The 19481-nt window shown below is 65.2% G+C and carries 21 protein-coding genes; 12 read left to right on the top strand and 9 right to left on the bottom strand.

Features of this window, described 5'->3' with window-relative positions:
* Nucleotides 1-14: 14 nt before the first annotated feature.
* Both DEM26_RS08040 and DEM26_RS08035 read right to left on the bottom strand, forming a co-directional pair.
* Nucleotides 15-1085 carry a hybrid-cluster NAD(P)-dependent oxidoreductase gene (locus DEM26_RS08040; protein WP_088718364.1) on the bottom strand — a complete coding sequence of 357 codons (1071 nt, stop codon included), beginning with the start codon at nt 1083-1085 and terminating at the stop codon, nt 15-17.
* 4 nt (nt 1086-1089) lie between these two features.
* Nucleotides 1090-2319: an aromatic ring-hydroxylating oxygenase subunit alpha gene (locus tag DEM26_RS08035; protein ID WP_109172115.1), complete on the bottom strand. Its 1230-nt coding sequence runs from the start codon at nt 2317-2319 to the stop codon at nt 1090-1092.
* 120 nt (nt 2320-2439) lie between these two features.
* Between DEM26_RS08035 and DEM26_RS08030 the strand changes: the two genes are divergently transcribed.
* A complete protein-coding gene (locus DEM26_RS08030; protein ID WP_233243053.1) occupies nt 2440-3396 on the top strand; it encodes a LysR family transcriptional regulator in 957 nt (318 codons plus the stop codon).
* Here the strand turns inward: DEM26_RS08030 and DEM26_RS08025 are convergent.
* Complete coding sequence (locus tag DEM26_RS08025; RefSeq protein WP_075777024.1) at nt 3368-3607, bottom strand: hypothetical protein; 240 nt, start codon at nt 3605-3607, stop codon at nt 3368-3370. The genes DEM26_RS08030 and DEM26_RS08025 overlap by 29 nt on opposite strands.
* A gap of 194 nt (nt 3608-3801) precedes the next feature.
* Here DEM26_RS08025 and DEM26_RS08020 point away from each other — a divergent pair, with 194 nt between their 5' ends.
* Nucleotides 3802-4260 carry a hypothetical protein gene (locus DEM26_RS08020; protein ID WP_109172114.1) on the top strand — a complete coding sequence of 153 codons (459 nt, stop codon included), beginning with the start codon at nt 3802-3804 and terminating at the stop codon, nt 4258-4260.
* 161 nt (nt 4261-4421) lie between these two features.
* Here the strand turns inward: DEM26_RS08020 and DEM26_RS08015 are convergent, their stop codons facing one another.
* The 4 genes from DEM26_RS08015 to DEM26_RS08000 form a co-directional block, all read right to left on the bottom strand.
* Entirely contained in the window at nt 4422-5816 is a 1395-nt protein-coding gene (locus DEM26_RS08015; protein WP_109172113.1) for an MATE family efflux transporter, read from the bottom strand.
* Nucleotides 5817-6094: 278 nt separating this feature from the next.
* Entirely contained in the window at nt 6095-6940 is an 846-nt protein-coding gene (locus DEM26_RS08010) for a hypothetical protein (protein ID WP_088723266.1), read from the bottom strand.
* A 36-nt stretch (nt 6941-6976) separates the two neighbouring features.
* Complete coding sequence (locus DEM26_RS08005; RefSeq protein ID WP_109172112.1) at nt 6977-7921, bottom strand: phosphoadenosine phosphosulfate reductase; 945 nt, start codon at nt 7919-7921, stop codon at nt 6977-6979.
* Nucleotides 7922-8092: 171 nt separating this feature from the next.
* On the bottom strand, nt 8093-9013 hold the full coding sequence (locus DEM26_RS08000) for a LysR substrate-binding domain-containing protein (RefSeq protein WP_109172111.1): 921 nt from the start codon (nt 9011-9013) through the stop codon (nt 8093-8095).
* 76 nt (nt 9014-9089) lie between these two features.
* On the opposite strand from DEM26_RS08000, the gene pcaD reads away from it, so the two are divergent.
* From pcaD to DEM26_RS07950, 10 genes are read left to right on the top strand one after another with little or no spacing between them, the layout of a single operon-like run.
* Nucleotides 9090-9875 (top strand): 3-oxoadipate enol-lactonase, encoded by a 786-nt coding sequence (gene pcaD, locus DEM26_RS07995; RefSeq protein WP_088724477.1) that lies wholly within the window; start codon nt 9090-9092, stop codon nt 9873-9875.
* Nucleotides 9868-10242: a 4-carboxymuconolactone decarboxylase gene (gene pcaC, locus DEM26_RS07990; RefSeq protein ID WP_199224641.1), complete on the top strand. Its 375-nt coding sequence runs from the start codon at nt 9868-9870 to the stop codon at nt 10240-10242. Before pcaD ends, pcaC begins: the two co-directional genes overlap by 8 nt.
* Entirely contained in the window at nt 10239-10961 is a 723-nt protein-coding gene (pcaH, locus tag DEM26_RS07985; protein WP_088718372.1) for a protocatechuate 3,4-dioxygenase subunit beta, read from the top strand. Before pcaC ends, pcaH begins: the two co-directional genes overlap by 4 nt.
* Nucleotides 10961-11560: a protocatechuate 3,4-dioxygenase subunit alpha gene (pcaG, locus tag DEM26_RS07980; protein ID WP_088718373.1), complete on the top strand. Its 600-nt coding sequence runs from the start codon at nt 10961-10963 to the stop codon at nt 11558-11560. The genes pcaH and pcaG overlap by 1 nt, the downstream gene beginning before the upstream one ends.
* A gap of 3 nt (nt 11561-11563) precedes the next feature.
* A complete protein-coding gene (locus tag DEM26_RS07975; RefSeq protein ID WP_088723270.1) occupies nt 11564-12406 on the top strand; it encodes a 3-keto-5-aminohexanoate cleavage protein in 843 nt (280 codons plus the stop codon).
* A complete protein-coding gene (locus DEM26_RS07970) occupies nt 12403-13722 on the top strand; it encodes a lyase family protein (RefSeq protein WP_158275099.1) in 1320 nt (439 codons plus the stop codon). The genes DEM26_RS07975 and DEM26_RS07970 overlap by 4 nt, the downstream gene beginning before the upstream one ends.
* Nucleotides 13719-14888 carry a 4-hydroxybenzoate 3-monooxygenase gene (pobA, locus tag DEM26_RS07965; protein ID WP_088718375.1) on the top strand — a complete coding sequence of 390 codons (1170 nt, stop codon included), beginning with the start codon at nt 13719-13721 and terminating at the stop codon, nt 14886-14888. Before DEM26_RS07970 ends, pobA begins: the two co-directional genes overlap by 4 nt.
* 47 nt (nt 14889-14935) lie before the next feature.
* Nucleotides 14936-15985, top strand: coding sequence for a TRAP transporter substrate-binding protein (locus DEM26_RS07960; protein WP_075777035.1), 1050 nt, complete (start codon nt 14936-14938; stop codon nt 15983-15985).
* A gap of 20 nt (nt 15986-16005) precedes the next feature.
* Nucleotides 16006-16488: a TRAP transporter small permease gene (locus DEM26_RS07955; protein ID WP_075777036.1), complete on the top strand. Its 483-nt coding sequence runs from the start codon at nt 16006-16008 to the stop codon at nt 16486-16488.
* Nucleotides 16488-17843 carry a TRAP transporter large permease gene (locus tag DEM26_RS07950; protein ID WP_075777037.1) on the top strand — a complete coding sequence of 452 codons (1356 nt, stop codon included), beginning with the start codon at nt 16488-16490 and terminating at the stop codon, nt 17841-17843. Before DEM26_RS07955 ends, DEM26_RS07950 begins: the two co-directional genes overlap by 1 nt.
* 59 nt (nt 17844-17902) lie before the next feature.
* Here DEM26_RS07950 and DEM26_RS07945 read toward each other — a convergent pair whose 3' ends face one another.
* A complete protein-coding gene (locus DEM26_RS07945) occupies nt 17903-18400 on the bottom strand; it encodes an isoprenylcysteine carboxyl methyltransferase family protein (RefSeq protein WP_109172109.1) in 498 nt (165 codons plus the stop codon).
* Entirely contained in the window at nt 18400-19479 is a 1080-nt protein-coding gene (locus DEM26_RS07940) for a type III polyketide synthase (protein WP_109172108.1), read from the bottom strand. The genes DEM26_RS07945 and DEM26_RS07940 overlap by 1 nt, the downstream gene beginning before the upstream one ends.
* Nucleotides 19480-19481 lie beyond the last annotated feature (2 nt).

Raw genomic sequence — 19481 nt, 5'->3', positions numbered from 1 at the left:
GAGGGCAGGGGGCGTCAGGCGTCGATCGAGACATCCCCGATCGGGTTCGAGCAGCAGGCGAGGACGTAGCCGTCTTCGATCTCGTCATCGGTGATGCCGCCATTGTGGACCATGTGGACCTGACCGCCCTTGGTCTTGATCTTGCAGGTGCCGCAGACCCCGAAAGTGCAGCCGGACGGCAGCGGCACGCCCGCAGCTTTCGCGGCGGCGAGCAGGGTTTCGGTCTCCTTGATCTTCGCGGTCTTGCCGGATTTGGCGAAAGTGACCTCGACGGCGGCATCCTCGTCGGGGGTCACGTCGTCTTCGGGCTCGACGGGGCGGTCGGCGACCGGCGCGTTGAAGCTCTCCTGATGGTAGTGGTCCATGTCGAAACCCAACCCGGTCAGCGCCTCGCGCACCGCGCGCATGAAGGGCTCGGGGCCGCAGCAGAACACTTCGCGCTCGAGGTAATCGGGGGCTGCGAGGCCCAGGATGAGCTGGTTCAGCTGCCCCTTGATCCCGGTCCAGGGCGCGTAGGGATCCTGCTCTTCAACCACCCATGTCAGTGCGATGCCGGGCAGGCGCGAGGCCATATGCTCCAGCCGTTCGCGGAAGATGATCTCGGACGGACGACGCGCGCAGTTGATGAAGACGATGTCCGGGTCGCTGCCCGCATCGTAGAGCTGCGTCGTCATCGACATCATCGGGGTGATGCCGGAGCCTGCCGAGATGAACAGGTATTTCGACGCCGGATGCACGACGTTCGAGAACATCCCCGCAGGCCCCAACGCCTTGATCCGCATGCCGGGGCGCAGATTGTCGAGCATCCAGCGCGTGCCGAGCGAGGTCGGCTGTGCCTTGACCGTGACGGTGAGCGAGGTGGGCCGCGATGGCGACGAGGAGATCGTGAAAGTCCGGTGCAGCGGGCCGCCCGCCACCGGCAATTCCAGCGTCACGAACTGCCCGGCATTGAAGTGGAACAGCGCGCCCGAGGGCGGGCGAAAGGTGAAGCTCGCCGTATTCGGGGCCTCGGGCAGGAAGTTGACGCATTCCAGCGGTTCGTCGTCGGTCCAGAACTGAAGGAGCGGTTGAGCATTTGCAGCCATGAGCCTACTCCGCCGCGAGGCTGCGCGGGGCAACCGCGCGGGTCATGGTGGCGGCATACCAGTCGACGAACTGGATCACGCCCGATTCCCAGTCCGGGCTATAGGGGCCCGGCGTATAGGCCGGAGAATTGATGCCGCGCTGGTTGTCCTCGACGATCTCGCGATCCTGATCGTTGGTGGCGATCCAGACTTCGGTCAGCCGTTGCAGATCGTAATCGACCCCCTCGACCGCATCGCGATCCACGATCCAGCAGGTCGTCACCTCGGTCTGCGTGGGGCTGATCGGCATCACCCGGAAGGTCAGCGAAATGTCGGGCAGGAAATGGTTCCAGGTCGACGGGTAGTGGAATTTCAAAAGCGAGCCGGCATCGGGCAGGGCGACGCGGCCGAGGGGGCGGCGCACCGCCGCCCGACCGTCCATCGTGTAGCTGACGGCGTTGTCCTGCAGCGGCATCCGCGCCAGGCGGTATTGGCCGTTGCCACCCAGACGGAACTGCGCCGGGGCGCCGGATGCCTCACAGCGGTCGAAATGCCCCTGCAGCCGGCTCGAGATCGAGCCATCTGGGGAAACGCCCGCGACTTCCGGGTCGAGCGGGAAGGAGTTGCACAGCTCGGGGTGGTTGCTCGAGCAGTGATAACACTCGCGGTTGTTCTCCCAGACCAGCTTCCAGTTGCCTTCCTCGATGATTGAAGACGTGAAGGCAACCTTGCCCCGGTGCAGGTCGTGGACCTCCAGATAGGGGCGGGCCATCGCGGCGAAGGCCTCGAATTCGGGGGCGTCATCGGCAAGGCAGATATAGATCAGGCCGCAGAGGTCGCGGGTCTGAACCGGGCGCAGCCTGTGCGCTGCCGGGTCGAAATCCGGCCCCATGTCGCGCGCCCAGAGCAGGCTGCCATCGAGATCGTAGGTCCACTGGTGATAGGGGCAGACCAGCTTGGCCACGCGGCCCGCGCTCGTCTTGCACAGGATCGAGCCACGGTGACGACAGGTGTTGTGAAAGCCCCGGATCTCGCCGTCGCTGCCCTTGACCAGAACGACGTCATAGGCCCCGATCTTCAGGCGCGCATAGTCGCCGGTCTTGACCAGCTGGCAGGCGGGAATGGCGAAGAGCCACTGGCGATAGAAGATATGCTCGAGATCCGCCTCGAATATGCCCGGGTCGGTATAGAAGGCCCGGTCGAGCGAATATCCGGGTTTGCGATGTGCGAGCAGATCGGCAAGAGGAGGTGTCACGGGCGCGGCCTTTCCTATCCAAGCGTGATTTCACCTCATTTCAAATTTGCTTTTTTGTGCCTCTCAACGTCATAAATATTCATCCGGGGTGAGTTGAACTCACCCAAGACATATTTCGACATGGAATGGTTCGAAACCGACATCATGCAGCGCCCCTATGATCTTCCCTCGCTTAGCTCACTGAATTGTTTCGAGGCGGCTGCCCGAAAATTAAGCTTCAAGGCGGCGGCGTCAGAGCTGAACGTGACCCCGACGGCCGTCAGCCATCAGATTCGGGCGCTCGAGACGGAGCTTGGCCAGCAGCTTTTCCGCCGCCAGCATCGCGGCGTCGAATTGACCGAAGCCGGGGCCTATCTTTTCAACGCGGTGCAGCGCAGCTTCGAAGCCATCTCCGACGTGGTGCGCGACATGCGCGGGCCCGTCGCGGAAGACGACGTGATGGTGCTGGCCTCGACCGCGGTGAGTTCGCTTTGGCTCACCCCGAGATTGACGGAATTCTGGCTGACCCACCCGGAAATCAACGTCTCGCAGATCGTGAGCGACGCGGTGGATTTGGAAGCGACCGTCGATCTGAGCCTGCATTACGGCGTGTTCCCCGAAGGGGACGAAAGCTGCACGCAGCTCTTTCAGGACCGTATCTGCGCGGTCGGCTCGGAGGCTTTTGCCGCGCGTTACGGCATCGCCTCCGCGCATGACCTGCATCGTGTCCCGCTGATCCACATCACCCGCGAGCGCCATCGCTGGACCGAATGGCCCGACTGGCTGTCCGAGCTTGGGTGCCCGCAGCCGACCGGCAAACGGATCACCGTCAACAATTACATGATCGGGTTGCAGATGGCGAAGGAAGGCATCGGCGCCTTGCTGGGCTGGGACGGCCTCGTGGGTCACCTCATCGAGGCCGAAGAGCTCGTCACGCTCGGGGCGGAAAGCGTCGTGTCACCGCAGTGCTTCTACATCAAGGTTCACCGGCGCGCCTCCGCAAAGGCGAAGAAATTCCGCGACTGGCTCGTCGCGCAGAGCGTCACGACGGACAGCGCCCGAGCGCGCATCACCGCGATGTCGGGCGATCAGGGTTGACGTCAATGACGCCGAAACTGCTGGAATCGCCTTGCTTGCCGGCCTCTCCGATATAGCCTTCGGCCCCGAGGCCGCGTCGGAGCAATTCGCGAATGGCGGCAGCACGGCTCGGCATCCGCTGGGAAAAACGCCAGTCATCCAGTGCTTTGATTTCGTCGTCCGAAACCATGATCTGGAGTCTGGTCAGGCGCTTGCCGCGGTCGTTCGCCATGAAACCCTCCGGACCGACTAAACTTACTCAACTTAAATCAGCTTACCCAAGGTTAATACCTTCGAGAAGTTTGTCAATTGAGGGCAGGGAGGTCACGAACTGCTCGCAGTCAAGGTTGTCAAGTGGCCGAGGGTGTTAAGTTTATGTAATTGAAATGAATACCGAAAACCTCAAATTTATGCTAGACTTCACACATGGAACAGAAGAACGCAGAGACATATCAAGGCGATCTGGTTCGTTCTCGCCCTGTTGTGCTTTTTACGAGTGAAACAGTCCTCGCGCTCGACTTCGAGCAGGTGCTGGAGGAGGCCGGATTCCGCGTCGCGCATTGCGCCACGTGCGATGTGAGTGAGCTGAAGGCGTATGGCCCGGGCGGGATTCTGGCGGCGGTGATTGACGTCACGCTGCACGAAGCCGCCGCTGCCCAAGCGCTTCCCTGGCTGAAACGGCACGGGATTCCCGCGGTCATCGTCGGCAGCGGTGCGGAGGTCGTCAATTTCGAACGATCCAAGTTCCCGAACATCGTCGCGGAATTCGAAAAGCCGGTGATCGCCGACGAATTGGTCCGGCGGTTCCGGCGTTATCTCGAGACCGCGCCGCCCGACCTGAGGCCCGCGTCTTCCAGCGCCGTCTGGAACCGGTCCGACGGCTGATAACGCGATCTCGTTGCCGACTGGTGGGCCGCTAAAGCGAGCGGGCAGATCGCATTTGGAAAGGTCGGGTCACCTGCAGGCACGCGCCCCGGTTGGGGGCGCGCGTCCGTTCGCAGCCACGCCATCCGGCCTCGGGCGACGCGATCTCGGGAGCGGCGATGTCAGGCCGCTTTCTCGGCAGACGGGGCCGCCGAGAGGGAGGCGATAGGACGGACCCGCCTGATCAGGAGCAGCGCGAGGCCAAGCAGAACTGCATCCGCAATCGGAAAGGCGAACCAAAGGCCCTCGATACCGGCCAGCGCATTCATGAGGACCAGCAGGGCCGGCACCAACAACCAGGGTTTCACCAGTGTCAGCACCGCCGTCCGCAGCGGATGGCCCATCGCCTGAAAGTGCATCGCGAGAACGAGGATCGGCCCGGTGAAGACGTAGAGCGCCGTCATCGGTCGCAGGATCGCGGCGACTGCCGCCGTGACCTGCGGATCTTCCGAAAACATCGCACCAAGCGGTTCACCCGCGACGAGACACGTCAGCGCCACACCGGCACACCAGAGAGACACGACGGCGATTGCGAGGCGCAGGGCCGCACTGGCGCGCGCCATGCGGCCTGCGCCGACATTGTTTCCGGTAATGCTCTGCGTCGTCAGCGCGATCGCCATCTGCGGCAGGAAGGCCAGCCCGAGGATGCGCGTCACCACACCATAGGCCGCGACATAGCTCGCGTGATCCGCGGAGGTGGTGCCGATCAGAAGAAGAACCGTGCTGCTGACCAGCGCCATCCCGATGAAGGTCAGCGACAGCGGCAGGCCGAGCGCGAGAATCCGCCCCCATCCCGACAGCCAACTGGCCTGCACGAGCGCCCCGAGCGGCAGCAGATCCCGATCGCGCGCCCGCACGATCAGCACCAGCGCCAGCCCGAGGATCTGCGCGCTCACGGTGCCGAGGGCAGAGCCCGCGACGCCCAGCCCGAGGAGTACGATCGCGACATAGTTCGCCGCGATGTTCAGCAGGTTCACCAGGACCGAGAGCAGCGCGATCAGCCCCGCGCGTCCTTCGTTGCGAAGGGCATCGGCGTGCAGCCCCAAGGTGAACTGGACCGGCGCGCCGAGGATCAGGATCAGCAGGTAGCTGCGCGTTTCCGCCGCGACCGCTTCGTTCCCGGCGGCGAGGGCGGAGACGACGGACGGGCCGAGAGTCAGCGCCGTGGCGATCAACCCCGCGCTGATCGCGAGCGCCAGGCCGTGCGCGCGGGCGAACACGGCGCCCGCCTTGCTTCGATCGCCGGCTCCGAGATGGCGGGCGAGCAGGCTCGACATGCCGCCGCCGCCCAGGGCGGTCAGCGCGGTGAGCAACATGACGACCGGAAAGCCCAGGCTGACGGCGGCCAAGGCTTCAGCGCCGATGAAACGACCGACGAAGATGCCGTCGATCACGTTCAACAGCCCCCCGGTGGACATGACAACCGCCATGGGGAGCGCATTCGAGAGGAACAATCGCCCGACGGGGCGGGTCAGGAAGCGGTTTTCAACAGTGTTCGAAGCGGGTCCAACAGACATCGCTCACTCCTCCGCAGAGGCATTTCGAATGGGGAGGGTGCCTGCATTGCCCACCTGCGAAATGCATCGAGGGTGAGATGTCATCTTGCTCCGGGCTTCACCGTGACGTTTGTCTGCAGGCGGCAGGTGCCCGGCACCTGTCCGTTCGATAGCCGCAAATCACCGCTCGGGCAATATGGCGCAGCTCGGCCGGATCCGTTTCTCGCAGCGCATGATGTCCCTCTGCCACGCCTTGGGCGCGCGCGTTGCCGATGTCGACGCGGCGACGCGCCATTGCGTCAGGCGTCGACGGGCTTCACCTTCGGCGGGATCGGCGCTTCGGAGGGCGTGATGCCGTGTTTCAGCAGCGCCTTGTGCATGTAGCTTCCGCGCCGGGGGCGGTTGTTCTCGGCCTCTTCCAGACGCGGCTTCATCCGACGCGCCCACATATGCACTGCATAGGTGTCGTCGGTGAGGAAATCCGCCTCCACGTCGAAGCGCGACATGATCATCTTGTTCCGGTCCTTGAAGGAGATCGGATAGAAGGCCTGTTGCGAGAGCGCATGGTCCCACTCGCCGGTCTCGCGCAGGAAGTGGCTCAGCGCGGCCGGGCCGGTCAGTCCCCATTCCTGCTCGGAGAAATGCACCGGTTCGCCGCGATCGCGGGCTGCGCGCAATTCCTGTTGCTGCTCTTCCTTCAGCCATGGCCCGATCGCGTAAGGGTCGGCCACGAAATCCAGCAGCCCGCGCAGGGTCTGCGACTCCGCCGGCAGGCGCATCACCGCGTTGCAGATCAGGTGCGGTTTCTCGAGCCCGAATACGTAATCATCGGTGAAATCGAAGGGTTTCACGCAAAGCACATCGGCATCGACCCAGATGTAATCGGTCTTTTCCATCAGGTGCAGCCGCCACAGATCGGCATGGATAGCGGGGCTGCCGGTGCGCTTGTGGCGGATGATCTCGTCGCCCGGAAATATGTCGCGCGCATCGCGCAGCGTCACGCCGGGCGGGGCGTTCGGGATCAGGTTGTAGCAATAGAGCAGGGTGTCATGGCCCGCATCGACGAAGGATTTCAGGCTCAGCTGTTCGAGCCAGGACAGGCGGTCACCGATCCACAGGGTTGCGATCGTCGGCAATTGGGACAAGGGTAGGCTCCTGTTCGGAAGGGTCTTTCGCGGCGCTCAGACGGCAGGCGGGGTGTAGCTGGGCCAGTCGAATTGCTTGGCGATCTCGTCCATCGCTTTGCGGTAATGCGGTCGCCGCGCGGGGTGGGAGGACCTCAGCACCGCATGGGCATAGTCATAGGTCAGGCGCGGCCGCTTCATCGCGAGAAGCTGTTTCAGCAGGGTTTTCTGATAGGCGGGCACGGTGCGGCGCGCACGCAGCAAAGCGTAGATCTCCGCCGGGGTCGCGTCGCCCGCGACCACCCGTTGCGTGATCGGTTTCAGAACGCCCATCGCGGTAAGCGATGACCCCAGTCGATGGCCGAAGCGTCGACAGCGGATCCGGGTCACGTTGGGCGCGCGGAACAAGGTCGCGTGCATCGAATCCTCGCGCACCGTCGGATCGTAGAGGAGCCACATCTGCGCCGCCTGTGCGGCCTCATCGGGCGCATAGCCGTAGCGATCGGTGAAATTGCGCCGCCAGACCGCGCGATAGCGCCCTTCCCAGCCGCCGGTCACGTCGCGGTCGAGCGTGGCTTGCGGCGAGAGTGCGAGCACCGTGGCGCCGGGAGCTGCCGAGGAAAACGCCGCTGCCGCGTAGCCCGCCATCGAGGTGCCGTAGAACACCACGCGGCGGAACCGCTCGAAAAATCCGGTCTCGCGCATCTCGTCGAAGAAATCATAGACCGCTTCGGCGCGGTACCATGTCCAGCCATGCGCCCCGATGCCAAGCGCCGACCAGCCCTGCGAGTTGATGAAATTCACTCCCCAGGGCAGGCGCTCTTCGACCTTCTGGCGCGCATCGTCGAGATTGTCGAAGGTCACGACCAGCGTGTCGTCGCCCTCGACGAATAGTGCCTTATGCTCGGCATCGAGGCGGCGGTAGAAACCATGATCCGCCCCGATCCGTTCGAGCTGCCCAGTCCAGGCGATCTGGCGGTCTTTCAAGGCGGTATCAGGCATTGGTGTAACCTATCTCGGCGGTTTGGCGGGGCCCGAAATCGTGGCCATGTCGGGCGTCTCTCGGGGGCGAGAAATCATGAAAAATCGTTCACAATATGGCGGATAGCACAAATGGGGTCCAGCCTGCAGCACGCGGCTTGGTGCACTGGAGCAGGGCGGCTCGGCCGAGACTCAGCCGGACGTCGCCGCGCGCAACCGGGCGGCCTCATGCATCATCGCGGTTAGCCGGGCGACCTCGGGGCGCTCGGTCATCTCGTGCTTCATCGTCAACCCGACAGCGCCCGACATGAACTGCGCGCCCAGCGGCAGGCTCACCAGAAGCCCCGAGGCCAGTTCGCGAGCGACCACGCCGCGCGAGATGAACCACAGCATATCCGACCCTTCCAACAGCCCGAGTCCGGTCGCGAGCGACACTGTCTCGATCGGGCAGCGCGGCTCGGTGATGCCCTGCGCGCCCAGATAATCGTCGACGATGCGCCGGATGATCGCGCCGCGCGTGGGCAGGATCACGTCGCATTGGCGCAGCGCCTCGGGGGCGGGGCGGTGTGCGAATGGATGGCCCGCGCGCGCGGCCAGAATGACCTCTTCCTCGTAGAGAAAATCGAAACGCAGCCCCGGCATGTCGGCGGCGGCGGGCATCCGTCCGATCATCAGGTCGATCGCCCCCAAGCGCAGACGGTCGAGCAGATACAGGTTGGGCCCGGTGCTGATCGAGAGCCGCGTGCCCGGATGGGCGCGGCTGAACTCGAGAGCTACGCCCGGAAAGATCGAGCCCGCCACCGTCGGCAGCGCGCCCACATTGATCACGTCGCCGATCCCGTCGCCGCTGAGCGCAGCCGCGCCGGCCTCCAGTTCCTGCAACGCCTGTATCGCATGGCGGCGAAACGCCTCGCCCGCCGGCGTCACGGTCAACCGCCGCCCGCGTCGCTCCAGTAGCGCACCGCCCAGCATTGCCTCCATCTCGGAGAGGGTCTTCGACAAGGCAGGCTGTGAAATCCCCTGCTTACGCGCCGCAGCCGAGACTCCGCCCGCCTCGATCGTGTCGAGAAAGGCGCGGATGTGACGGAGCTTGAGACCTTTATGCATAGCCATGGGGTTATGGATTAACGTGCATTTTATATTTGGCTCAAGCGAAAACTTCAGAAAAGATTATGGCGGGAGGAAGAGGATGCACGCACTTAATTGCGACTGGGGGCATATCCACTACCGCGAAGACGGCGCGGCGCAGGGCGTCCCGGTTATATGTCTGAACTCGCTGGGTACCGATTTGCGGATGTGGGAAGGCCTTGTCGCCCCGCTCTCCGGCTATCGTCTTGTGCGCATGGATAAGCGCGGTCACGGGTTGAGCGCTACTTCCGAAACCGCCCCCACGATCACCGATCTGGCGCAGGATGCGCTGACGGTCGCCGATCATCTGGGTATCGAGGCGGCAGTGTTCGTCGGCTGCTCCATCGGCGGCATGATCGCGCAGGAGATCGCGCGGATCGCCCCCGAGCGGGTGCGTGCGTTGGTGCTCAGCAATACGGCCGCCAAGATCGGCACCGAGGAAAGCTGGGCAGAGCGGATCGCCACCGTGGAAAGTCAGGGTCTGCCCGCGATGGCGGACGGCGTGATCGAGCGCTGGTTCGGCCCCGCGTTCCGCGCCCATCCCGACTGCGCGCTCTGGGTGACGGAAGTCGCGCGCACGGATGCCAAGGGCTATGCGAATTGCTGCAAGGCGCTCGCCGGGGCTGATCTGCGCGACGCTCTGCCCGAGATTTCCGCCCCGACGCTGGTGATCGCGGGCAGCCATGACGGCGCGACCCCGCCCGAACAGGTCATGGAGATGGCCGCCGACATTCCCGGCGCGCGGGCCGAATTGATCGAAGGCGCGGGGCATATCCCCGCAATCGAGGCGCCCGATCACGTCGCGCGTCTCATCACTGAATTTCTGAAGGAGCACGAGCTTGTCTGAGCGATATGAAGCAGGGATGGAAACGCGCCGCCGTGTGTTGGGCGACGCCCATGTCGACCGCGCCGATGCGAGCAAGACCGAGTTCGACGCGCCGTTTCAGGAGTTCATCACCGAGGGCGCCTGGGGCTCGGTCTGGTCGCGGCCTGAGCTGACGCCGCGCGAACGCTCCATCGTGACGATCGCGCTTCTGGCGGCGCAGGGCAATCACGAGGAAATCGCGATGCATACCCGCGCCACCGCCAATACCGGCGCCACGCCTTCGGATCTGCGAGAAGCGATGCTGCATGTCGCGGTCTATGCGGGCGTGCCGCGCGCCAATCACGCGATCAAGATCATCAAGGAAACGCTGAAGGAGATGGGCCAATGACCGGTCGTTTGATCCCCCGCGAGGCCGGTATCCATCCGCCTCTCTTCACGCCAGCCTACAAGACCTCGGTGCTGCGCAGCCCGCAGCGTGCGCTGATCGCCTTCGACAGCTCGCCCAGCGAAGAGACCGGGCCGACCTTCGGCCATGTGAAGCTCGGCGCGCTCGATAACGACCTGCTGCTGAACTATGCCCGCCCCGGCACCAGCGCCATTGGCGAGCGGATCATCGTGCATGGTCGGCTTCTCGACGAGAACAACCGTCCGATCCCGAACGCGCTGATCGAAATCTGGCAAGCCAATGCGGGCGGGCGCTATCGCCACAAGAAAGACGGCTATCTGGCGGCGCTCGATCCCGATTTCGGCGGCTGCGGGCGCACGATCACGGGCGAGGACGGCTCCTACGCGTTCCGCACCGTGAAGCCCGGCGCCTATCCGTGGCCCAACGGTCCGAACGAATGGCGCCCGGCCCACATCCACTTCTCGATCTTCGGGCACAGCTTCGGCCAGCGCCTGATCTCGCAGATGTATTTCGAGGGCGATCCCCTGATCGCGCGCTGCCCGATCGCGCAGACGATCCCCGACAAGGCCGCGCTCGACCGGCTCGTGGCGGCGCTCGACATGAGTGAGACGAAACCGATGGACGCGATCGCCTATCGCTTCGACATCGTGCTGCGCGGCCACCGCCAGACCCATTTCGAGAACCGTCCGGAGGGCATGTAATGGTGCAGAAATTCGACAAGCCGATCCTGACGCCCTCGCAGACGGCAGGGCCTTACGTCCATATCGGGCTCGCTCCCGAGGCGGGCGGCATCGAGGGGGCTCCTTTCGAGACGCTGGGCCGCGAGATCGCCGGGCCGGAGGCGAAGGGCGAGCGGATCAAGGTGACCTGCCGCGTCGTCGACGGCGGCGATCTGCCGCTGCGCGATTGTCTGGTGGAGACCTGGCAGGCCGATGCCGCCGGGATCTATCCGGGGCAGGAGGGGGCAGATCCGGCGGTCTCCGGCTTCGGTCGCATCCCCGCCGATTTCAGCACGGGCGAGATCATTTTCGAAACGATCAAGCCCGGCGCGATTGCGCTTTCGGGCGACCGCGAGACGCCGCCGCATATCTCGTTCTGGATCTTCGCGCGCGGCATCAATCACGGGTTGCACACCCGGATGTATTTCCCCGAGGACGATCTCTCGGGCGACCCGCTTCTCGCGCGGATCGAGCATCGCGACCGGATCGCCACGATGGTCGCCGAGGCGACCGGCCCGGGCGAATACCGCTTCGATATCCGCCTGCAAGGTGCGGGCGAAACCGTCTTCTTCGATATCTGAGCCATGACCCAGGACCCCTGCATCATATGTGTCGCGATCACCGGCTCCGTGCCGCAGCAATCCGACAATCCGGCGGTGCCGATCACGATCTCCGAGCAGATCGAGTCGACGCAGGCCGCGTTCGAGGCGGGTGCGACTATTGCGCATTGCCACGTCCGCAACGAGGACGGCTCGCCCAGTTCCGATCCCGACCGCTTCGCACGACTGATGGAGGGGTTGCATGAACATTGTCCCGGCATGATCGTGCAGCTTTCCACCGGTGGGCGCTCCGGCGCGGGCAAGACGCGCGGCGGGATGCTGCCCTTGCGGCCCGACATGGCCTCGCTCTCGGTCGGGTCGAACAACTTCCCGACGCGGGTCTATGAGAACCCTCCGGATCTGGTCGACTGGCTGGCCTCGGAGATGAAGACCTACGATGTGCGCCCCGAGATCGAGTGTTTCGATCTCAGCCACATCTTTCAGGCCGCGAAACTGGTCGGCGACGGGCGGTTGCCCGCGAATGTCCATGTGCAATTCGTCATGGGCGTGAAGAACGCGATGCCGGTCGACCGCGCGGCGTTCGATTTCATGCGCGAGACCCGTGCCCGCGTTCTGCCCGAGGCGACGTGGTGCGCGGCAGGCGTCGGGCCGGGGCAGGTGGTCGTCAACCAATGGTGCATCGAGACCGGCGGGCATTGCCGCACTGGTCTGGAGGACAACATTCGGCTGGATCGCGAAACGCTCGCACCTTCGAACGCGGCGCTTGTCCAGCGCACGGTCGATCTGTGTGAAAAAGCGGGCCGTCCGGTTGCCACATGGCAGCAGGCGCGCGAGATCCTCGCGCTGCCCATGAAGGGGGCCGCATGAGCCTCTCTCCCCTCGACAGCCCGCTCTGGTCCGGTCTCTACGGCGATGCGGAACTGGGTGCGATGCTCGACGATACCGCATTGCTGGCGGCGATGGTGCGCGTCGAAGTGGCGCTGGCCGAGGCCTGCGCGGCCGAAGGCGTCGTGTCCGAGGCTGCGGCGACCGAAATTGCCGAGAAGCTGACCGGTTACCAGCCCGATCCGGCGACACTGGCCGAGGGGGCCGCGCGCGACGGCGTGCCGGTTCCGGCGCTGCTGAGCGATCTGCGCGCCAAGCTGTCGGAAGAGGCGGGGCAGGCGATCCATTGGGGCGCGACCTCGCAGGACATCATCGACAGTGCGACGGCGCTTTTGATGACGCAGGCGCTCGCCGTGATCGCGGCGCGGCTGCGGCGCGTGATCCGCGTGACCGGCGAGCTGGCCGGGCGCGAGGCCGAGACGGTGATGGCCGGGCGAACCCGCAGCCAGATCGGTTTGCCGGTGACTTTCGGCGCGCTGGTCGCGTCTTGGGGCCAGCCGCTGATCGACGCGGCGGCGCGCATGGCGGTGATGCAGGGCGCCGGGCGGGTCGCGCTACATGGCGCCGTCGGCACCGACGCGGCGCTGGGCGACAAGGCGCAGGCGGTACGTAACCGCATGGCGGAGGCGCTGGGGCTTCAGGCCGAGGATCAGCCGTGGCACAGCCGCCGCGACGCGATGGCCGGGCTCGGCGCGCAGGCGGTGCTGTTGACCGGGTCGCTGGGCAAGATCGGCACGGATGTCGTGACCCTCGCGCAATCGGGGATCAACGAGGTGCGGATCGCGGGGGGGGGCTCGTCCACCATGCCGCATAAATCGAACCCCGTGGCCGCCGAGGCGCTGGTGGCGCTGGCGCGTCACGCGGCGCATCTGCAGGGGAGCCTGTTTGAATCCGCGCTCCATGGTCAGTTCCGCGACGGCGCCGCCTGGGCGCTGGAATGGATGAGCCTGCGCCCGATCCTCGTGGCCTGTGGCGCGTCGCTGCGCCTTGCCGGAGAGATGCTGGAAGGGCTCGAGGCCGACGCCCCCCGGATGCGCGCCAATCTCGCGGCTGCGGGCTTCGGCCCCTATGCCGAGCGCGCGATCTTTACGCTCGCGAAGACGCTGCCGCGCAACGCGGCGAAGAAAGCGGTGCAAGAGGCGATGGCCGCACCCGATCCCGTGGCGGCGCTTCTGGCCGCCCATCCCGAACTCGACGGGAACATCCTGACCGATCCGCTTCTTGCGGCAGGGCAGGCCCCGGCGCAGGCGCGCGCTTTCGCGCAGCGCTGCAATGACCTTTGCGGAGGAAACGCATGAAGACTCAAGTCGCCATCATCGGCGGTGGCCCGGCCGGGCTGCTGCTTTCGCAATTGCTCGACCTGCACGGGATCGAGAGCGTCGTGCTGGAGCGCCGCTCGCGCGATTACGTGCTGTCGCGCATCCGGGCCGGGGTGCTCGAACAGGGCACCGTCGATCTGCTGCGCGCCGCCGAAGTGGGCGCGCGAATGGACCGTCAGGGCGAAATCCACGACGGTGTCGAGATCTCGTGGCACGACGAGCGGCTCAATATCGACATCAAGAGCCTGACGGGCCGAGGGGTAATGGTCTATGGCCAGACCGAGGTGACGCAGGACCTCTACACCGCCCGCGATGCGCGCGGCGGCACCGTGCTGCACGAGGCCGAGGTAACGGCAATCGAGGGGATCGAGGGCGACGGCGTCACCGTGCATTTCACCCATGAGGGCGAGGCCAAGACGCTGACCGCCGATTTCGTCGCGGGCTGTGACGGCTTCCACGGGCCGTCGCGCAAGGCGATCCCGGAGAGCCACCGTCAGGAATTCGAGCGCGCCTATCCGTTCGGGTGGCTTGGCCTTCTGTCCGAGACGCCGCCCGCAGCGCCCGAGCTGATCTACGCGGCCCATGATCGGGGCTTTGCGCTGTGTTCGATGCGCTCGCCCACGCTGAGCCGCTATTACGTGCAGGTGCCGCTGAGCGAAAAGCTGGAAGACTGGCCCGCAGAGCGGTTCTGGGACGAGCTGCGCACCCGCATCCCGGCCGATGTGGCCGAGACGCTGGTCACCGGCGAGCCGCTGGAGATGTCGATTGCGCCGCTGCGCAGCTTCGTCTCCGAGCCGATGCGCCACGGGCGTTTGTTCCTGGCTGGCGACAGCGCCCATATCGTGCCGCCGACCGGCGCGAAGGGCCTGAACCTCGCGGCCTCGGATGTCTATTATCTGCACCGCGCTTTCGATCGGTTCTACAACCACGGCACGTCCGAAGGGCTCGACGCCTATTCCGAGACGGCGTTGTCGCGGGTTTGGAAATGCGAGCGCTTCTCGTGGTGGATGACCTCGATGCTGCACGATTTCCCGGAAACGGGTGCGTTCGAGCGCCGGATGCAGCGCGCGGAGTTCGAATATCTCCAGATGTCGGAGACCGCACGCAAGAGCTTTGCCGAAAACTACGTGGGCCTGCCTTACTGACGGGCCGAACCGCCCCCGCGCAAGGGGCACAAAGGGAGGAAATAACTATGAAACTTACGAAACTGCTGGGCCTGAGCGCCGCAGCCATGCTCTGGGCAAGCGGGAGCTTCGCACAGGAGATCACCCTCAAGCTGCACCATTTCCTTGGCGCCAAGGCGCCGGTGCAGACGCAGATGCTGGAGCCCTGGGCCAAGCGCGTCGAAGAGCTGTCGAACGGCAAGGTCAAGATCGACATCTACCCGGCGATGACGCTGGGCGGTCGCCCGCCGGAACTCGTGCAGCAGGCGCGTGACGGTGTGGTCGATCTGATCTGGACGCTCAACGGCTACACGCCGGGTCTCTTCCCGCGGACCGAGGTGTTCGAGCTGCCGACGGTCTATAACAACGACCCGGCCGCGACCAACCTCGCGATGCGCGACATGTTCGACAAGGAACTGAAGCAGGAATACGAGGACAAGGGCCTCGAAGTGATGTTCCTGCACGCCCATGCGGGCAACGGCATCCACACCGTGGATACCCCGGTGCACAGCCCCGCCGACGTGAAGGGCCTGAAGCTGCGCACGCCGTCGCGCACGGGGGCCTGGGTGATCGAGGCGTTGAACGCGCAGCCGGTCGCGATGCCGGTGCCGGAACTGCCGCAGGCGCTGTCGAAGAAGGTCGTCGACGGGGCGCTGATCCCGTGGGAAATCATCCCCGCGCTGAAGCTGCAGCAGCAGACACAGTACCAGATCGAAGGGCAGGACCATTGGCGTCTGGGCACCTCGATCTTCCAGGTGTCGATGAACAAGGCGAAATGGGACAGCCTGCCCGATGACGTCAAGGCGGCGTTCCGCAAGGCCTCCGACGAGGAGTGGCTGAAGGAAGTCGGCCAGATCTGGCGCACCAGCGACAATAACGGGATCAAGGCCGCCGAAGCCGATGGCAACGAGCTGATCACGCTCTCGGCCGACGAGACCCAAGCCTTCAAGGATGCGATGCAGCCGGTCGTCACCCGTTGGGAAGACGAGGTGAAAGGCCAGGGCATCGACGGTCCGGCGCTGGTGAAAGAAGCCCGCGAGCTGACCGCTGAAGAAGAAAAGAACCTGGCGAGCCAGTAACCAACGGAGCGGCGACGATCATGCATTCTGCAACTGAGACTTTCTTGCGCAAGGCGATCTATGCCTGGGCCCTCGCCGGAGGCGGGGTGCTTGCAGCGATCGTCGCCGTAAACGTCTGGACAGTGTTGGGCGGCTTTATCGGGCTGCCCTTCGCGGGGGACTTCGAACTGACGGAGATGGGGGTCGCCATCGCGGCCTTCATGTTCCTGCCCTACTGCCAATTGGCCGATCAGAACGTGACGGCGGATATCTTCACCTCGAAACTTAGCGCCGCCGTGCAGCGTCGCTTCTCGGCCATCGGCTCGGTGCTGGCGCTGGGGTTTGCCGCGCTTCTGCTGTGGCGGATGTATTTCGGGATGCTTGATCAGAAATCCTATTCGCTCGCCACCACGATCCTGCAGATCCCGGTCTGGTGGGCTTACCTTCCCGCGCTTGCCTCGCTTGCGCTACTTTTCATCGCCGCAGCGCTGAGCCTGCGGGACAACTGGACGGGGCGTGCCTGATGGACCCGATTACTCTCGGCCTGCTTGGCCTCGCCATTCTCGTGGCGCTTATCGTCATGCGTGTGCCCATCGCTTACGCGATGATCCTCGTGGGCGCTGGCGGCACCGCGATCATCAACGGCCCGGCGATCTTGTTGAGCCAGCTTAAGACGCTCGCTTACGGTCAATTCTCGATCTATGACCTCTCGGTCGTGCCGATGTTCGTCCTGATGGGGGCGCTGGCCACCAAGACGGGCCTGTCGCGCGACATGTTCCGCGCCGCCAATGCGTGGTTCGGCTGGATGCGCGGCGGCACCGCGATGGCCTCGATCGCCGCCTGCGCGGGCTTCGGCGCGGTCTGCGGCTCCTCGCTTGCAACCGCCTCGACGATGGGCAAGGTCGCCCTGCCGGAGCTGGAGCGCTACAACTACTCTCCCGCGCTCGCGACCGGTTCGGTCGCGGCGGGCGGCGTGCTCGGCATCCTGATCCCGCCTTCGGTGATCCTTGTGATCTACGCGGTGATCGTGGAGGCCAATATCGTCACGATGTTCATGGCGGCACTGGTGCCCGGCCTGATCGCGGTCGCTCTCTTCCTGCTGACCATCGCGATCTATGTCCGCCTCGTGCCGAGCGCGGGCCCTGCGCAGGGCGTGTCGGACAAGGCCGAGTTCTGGGCGGCCACGCGCGGCGTGCTGCCGGTGCTGGGCATCTTCGGCGTCGTCATCGGCGGCATCTATGCGGGCTTCTACAACCCGACGCCCGCCGCTGCGATCGGCGTCTTCGCGGTCTTCGTCTATGGCCTCTTCCGCGGGCTGATGTCGCGCGAAGCCCTGCGCTCGTCCATCCTCGAGACGGCGGGCACCACTGGCATGATCTATCTGATCCTGCTGGGCGCGGAGCTTCTGAAGATCTTCATGTCGCGGGCAGGCGTGCCGCAGGCGGCTGCCGATATGGCGGTGAATTCCGGCCTGCCGCCGATGATGGTGATGGCGATCCTGCTGATCGCGCTGATCGTGCTGGGCTGCCTGATGGACTCGATGTCGATGATCCTGCTGGTGCTGCCCTTCTTCTGGCCGGTGCTGGTCGAGATCAATGGCGGTCTCTACCAGATGGCGGACGGCTCGGGCTTCGGCCTCTCGACCGACGAGCTGAAGGTCTGGTTCGGTATCCTTGCGCTTGTCGTGGTGGAGCTGGGGCTGATCACGCCGCCGGTGGGGATGAATGTCTTCGTGATCTCGGCGCTGGCGAAGAACGTTCCGATGGGCACCACCTTCCGCGGTGTCTTCCCGTTCTTCCTGTCCGAGCTCGTGCGCGTCGCGCTTCTGCTAGGCTTCCCGGCGCTGACGCTGTGGCTGCCTCGCGTGCTTGGTGGCTGATCCACTCAAGACAAGCGGATGAGACGGAACGGGGGGCGCAATCGCCCCCCGTTTCGCATTCACCCCGCGCGCATCGGGGCGAGGGCCTTGTTCTCGACCCCGATCCGCACCCAGAGCATCGCCGCGTTCAGTACGGTGAACAGAACTGCGACCCAGAGCAGGCCCAGTACCATCGGGGCGACGAAGATCTCGGCCACGACCAGCATGTAATTGGGGTGCGAGACGTATTTGAACGGCCCGCGAGCGACCAGCGGCTCTTCGAGGATGATGATCCGTGTCGTCCAGCGTCCGCCGAGGCTGGTGAGGATCCAGATGCGCAGCACCTGCAGCACCGCAAAGAGAGCGAGCCAGCCGAAGTGTACGGGCTGGCCGAGGCCGAAGACGATCAGGCATAGAATCCACGCGCTGTGCATCGCGACCATCACCGGGTAATGCGCCGCGCCGACCTCATGGGCTCCACGCGCCAGAAGCCGGGCGGTGTTGCGCCTGGCGATGACAAGCTCGCTCAGCCGTTGGACGATGATGAAGGCCAGAAAGAAAACGCTCGGGAGGGACATCACGCGGCCTCCGCCTCGATTTGGGGCGGGCCGACATGGAAGGGCAGGAACGAGGCGGTAAAGCCCGGCCCGAGCGCGCAGCCCATCATCTGCCCGGTCTTGCCCGCATCCAACACCGCGCGCATCACGAAGAGCATGGTCGGCGCCGACATGTTGCCCGCCTCGCGCAGCACGTTGCGCTCGGCATCCAGCACGCCCTGTTCCAGATGCAACGCGGCCTCGATCGCCTCCACGACCTTCGCGCCGCCCGGATGGCAGACATAGCGGTCGATATCGGCGTGATCGAGGTTCGCGGCCCGCAGCGCGCCCTCCGCCGCCGTCGCGAATTCGGAATTGACGAAGCCCGGGATCGAGCGGTCGAAGATCACGCCGAAGCCGATCTCGTCCACGTCCCAGCCCATGATGTCGAGCGTGTCGGGCCATGTCTTCTGGTGCCCCTGACCGAGCGAGATCACCTGACCCGCGCCCGGCGCGTCGGTACTGATGCAGGCCGCTGCCGCGCCATCGGCGAAGAGGACGGCAGCGACGATATCGGCCTTCTGCATCCGGTCGGCGCGAAACGAGAGCGAGCAGGTCTCGACCACGACGAGCAGCACTTTCGCGCCCGGACGGCCCGCCGCGATGGATTGCGCCGTCGACAGTCCCGAAACGCCGCCCGCGCAGCCCAGGCCGAAGATCGGCACGCGCATGATGTCATCGCGAAAGCCCATCTCGCCCAGAACCTGCGCCTCGAGCGAGGGCGTCGCGAGGCCGGTCGAGCAGACGGTGACCACGCAATCGACCTCCGAACCCTGCCAGCCTGCGGCGTCGAGCGCCGCCTGCGCCGCGTCGATGAACAGCGCTTTCGCGCCCTCCATGAACGCCGCGTTGCGATCCGCCCAGCCGTGGGCTTCCGAGAACCAGTCGATCGGCACGACCGAATAACGCCGGTCGATCCCCGCCGTGTCGAAGGTTTTCGAGAGCCGCTCGAATTGCGGGTAGGTCTCGCCGAAGATGATCTCGGCCCGCTCGCGCACCTCGGATTGCGCGAGGCAATGCGGCGGCAGGGCGGTGGAGAGACCGTGGAGGTAAACTGACATGG

Origin of the sequence: Thioclava sp. NG1 (genome assembly GCF_003122275.1) — a bacterium.
In the GTDB taxonomy this organism is placed as follows: Bacteria; Pseudomonadota; Alphaproteobacteria; order Rhodobacterales; family Rhodobacteraceae; genus Thioclava; species Thioclava nitratireducens.
Note: the sequence above shows the minus strand (reverse complement) of the source record. Positions and strands in the feature narration are given on the sequence as shown.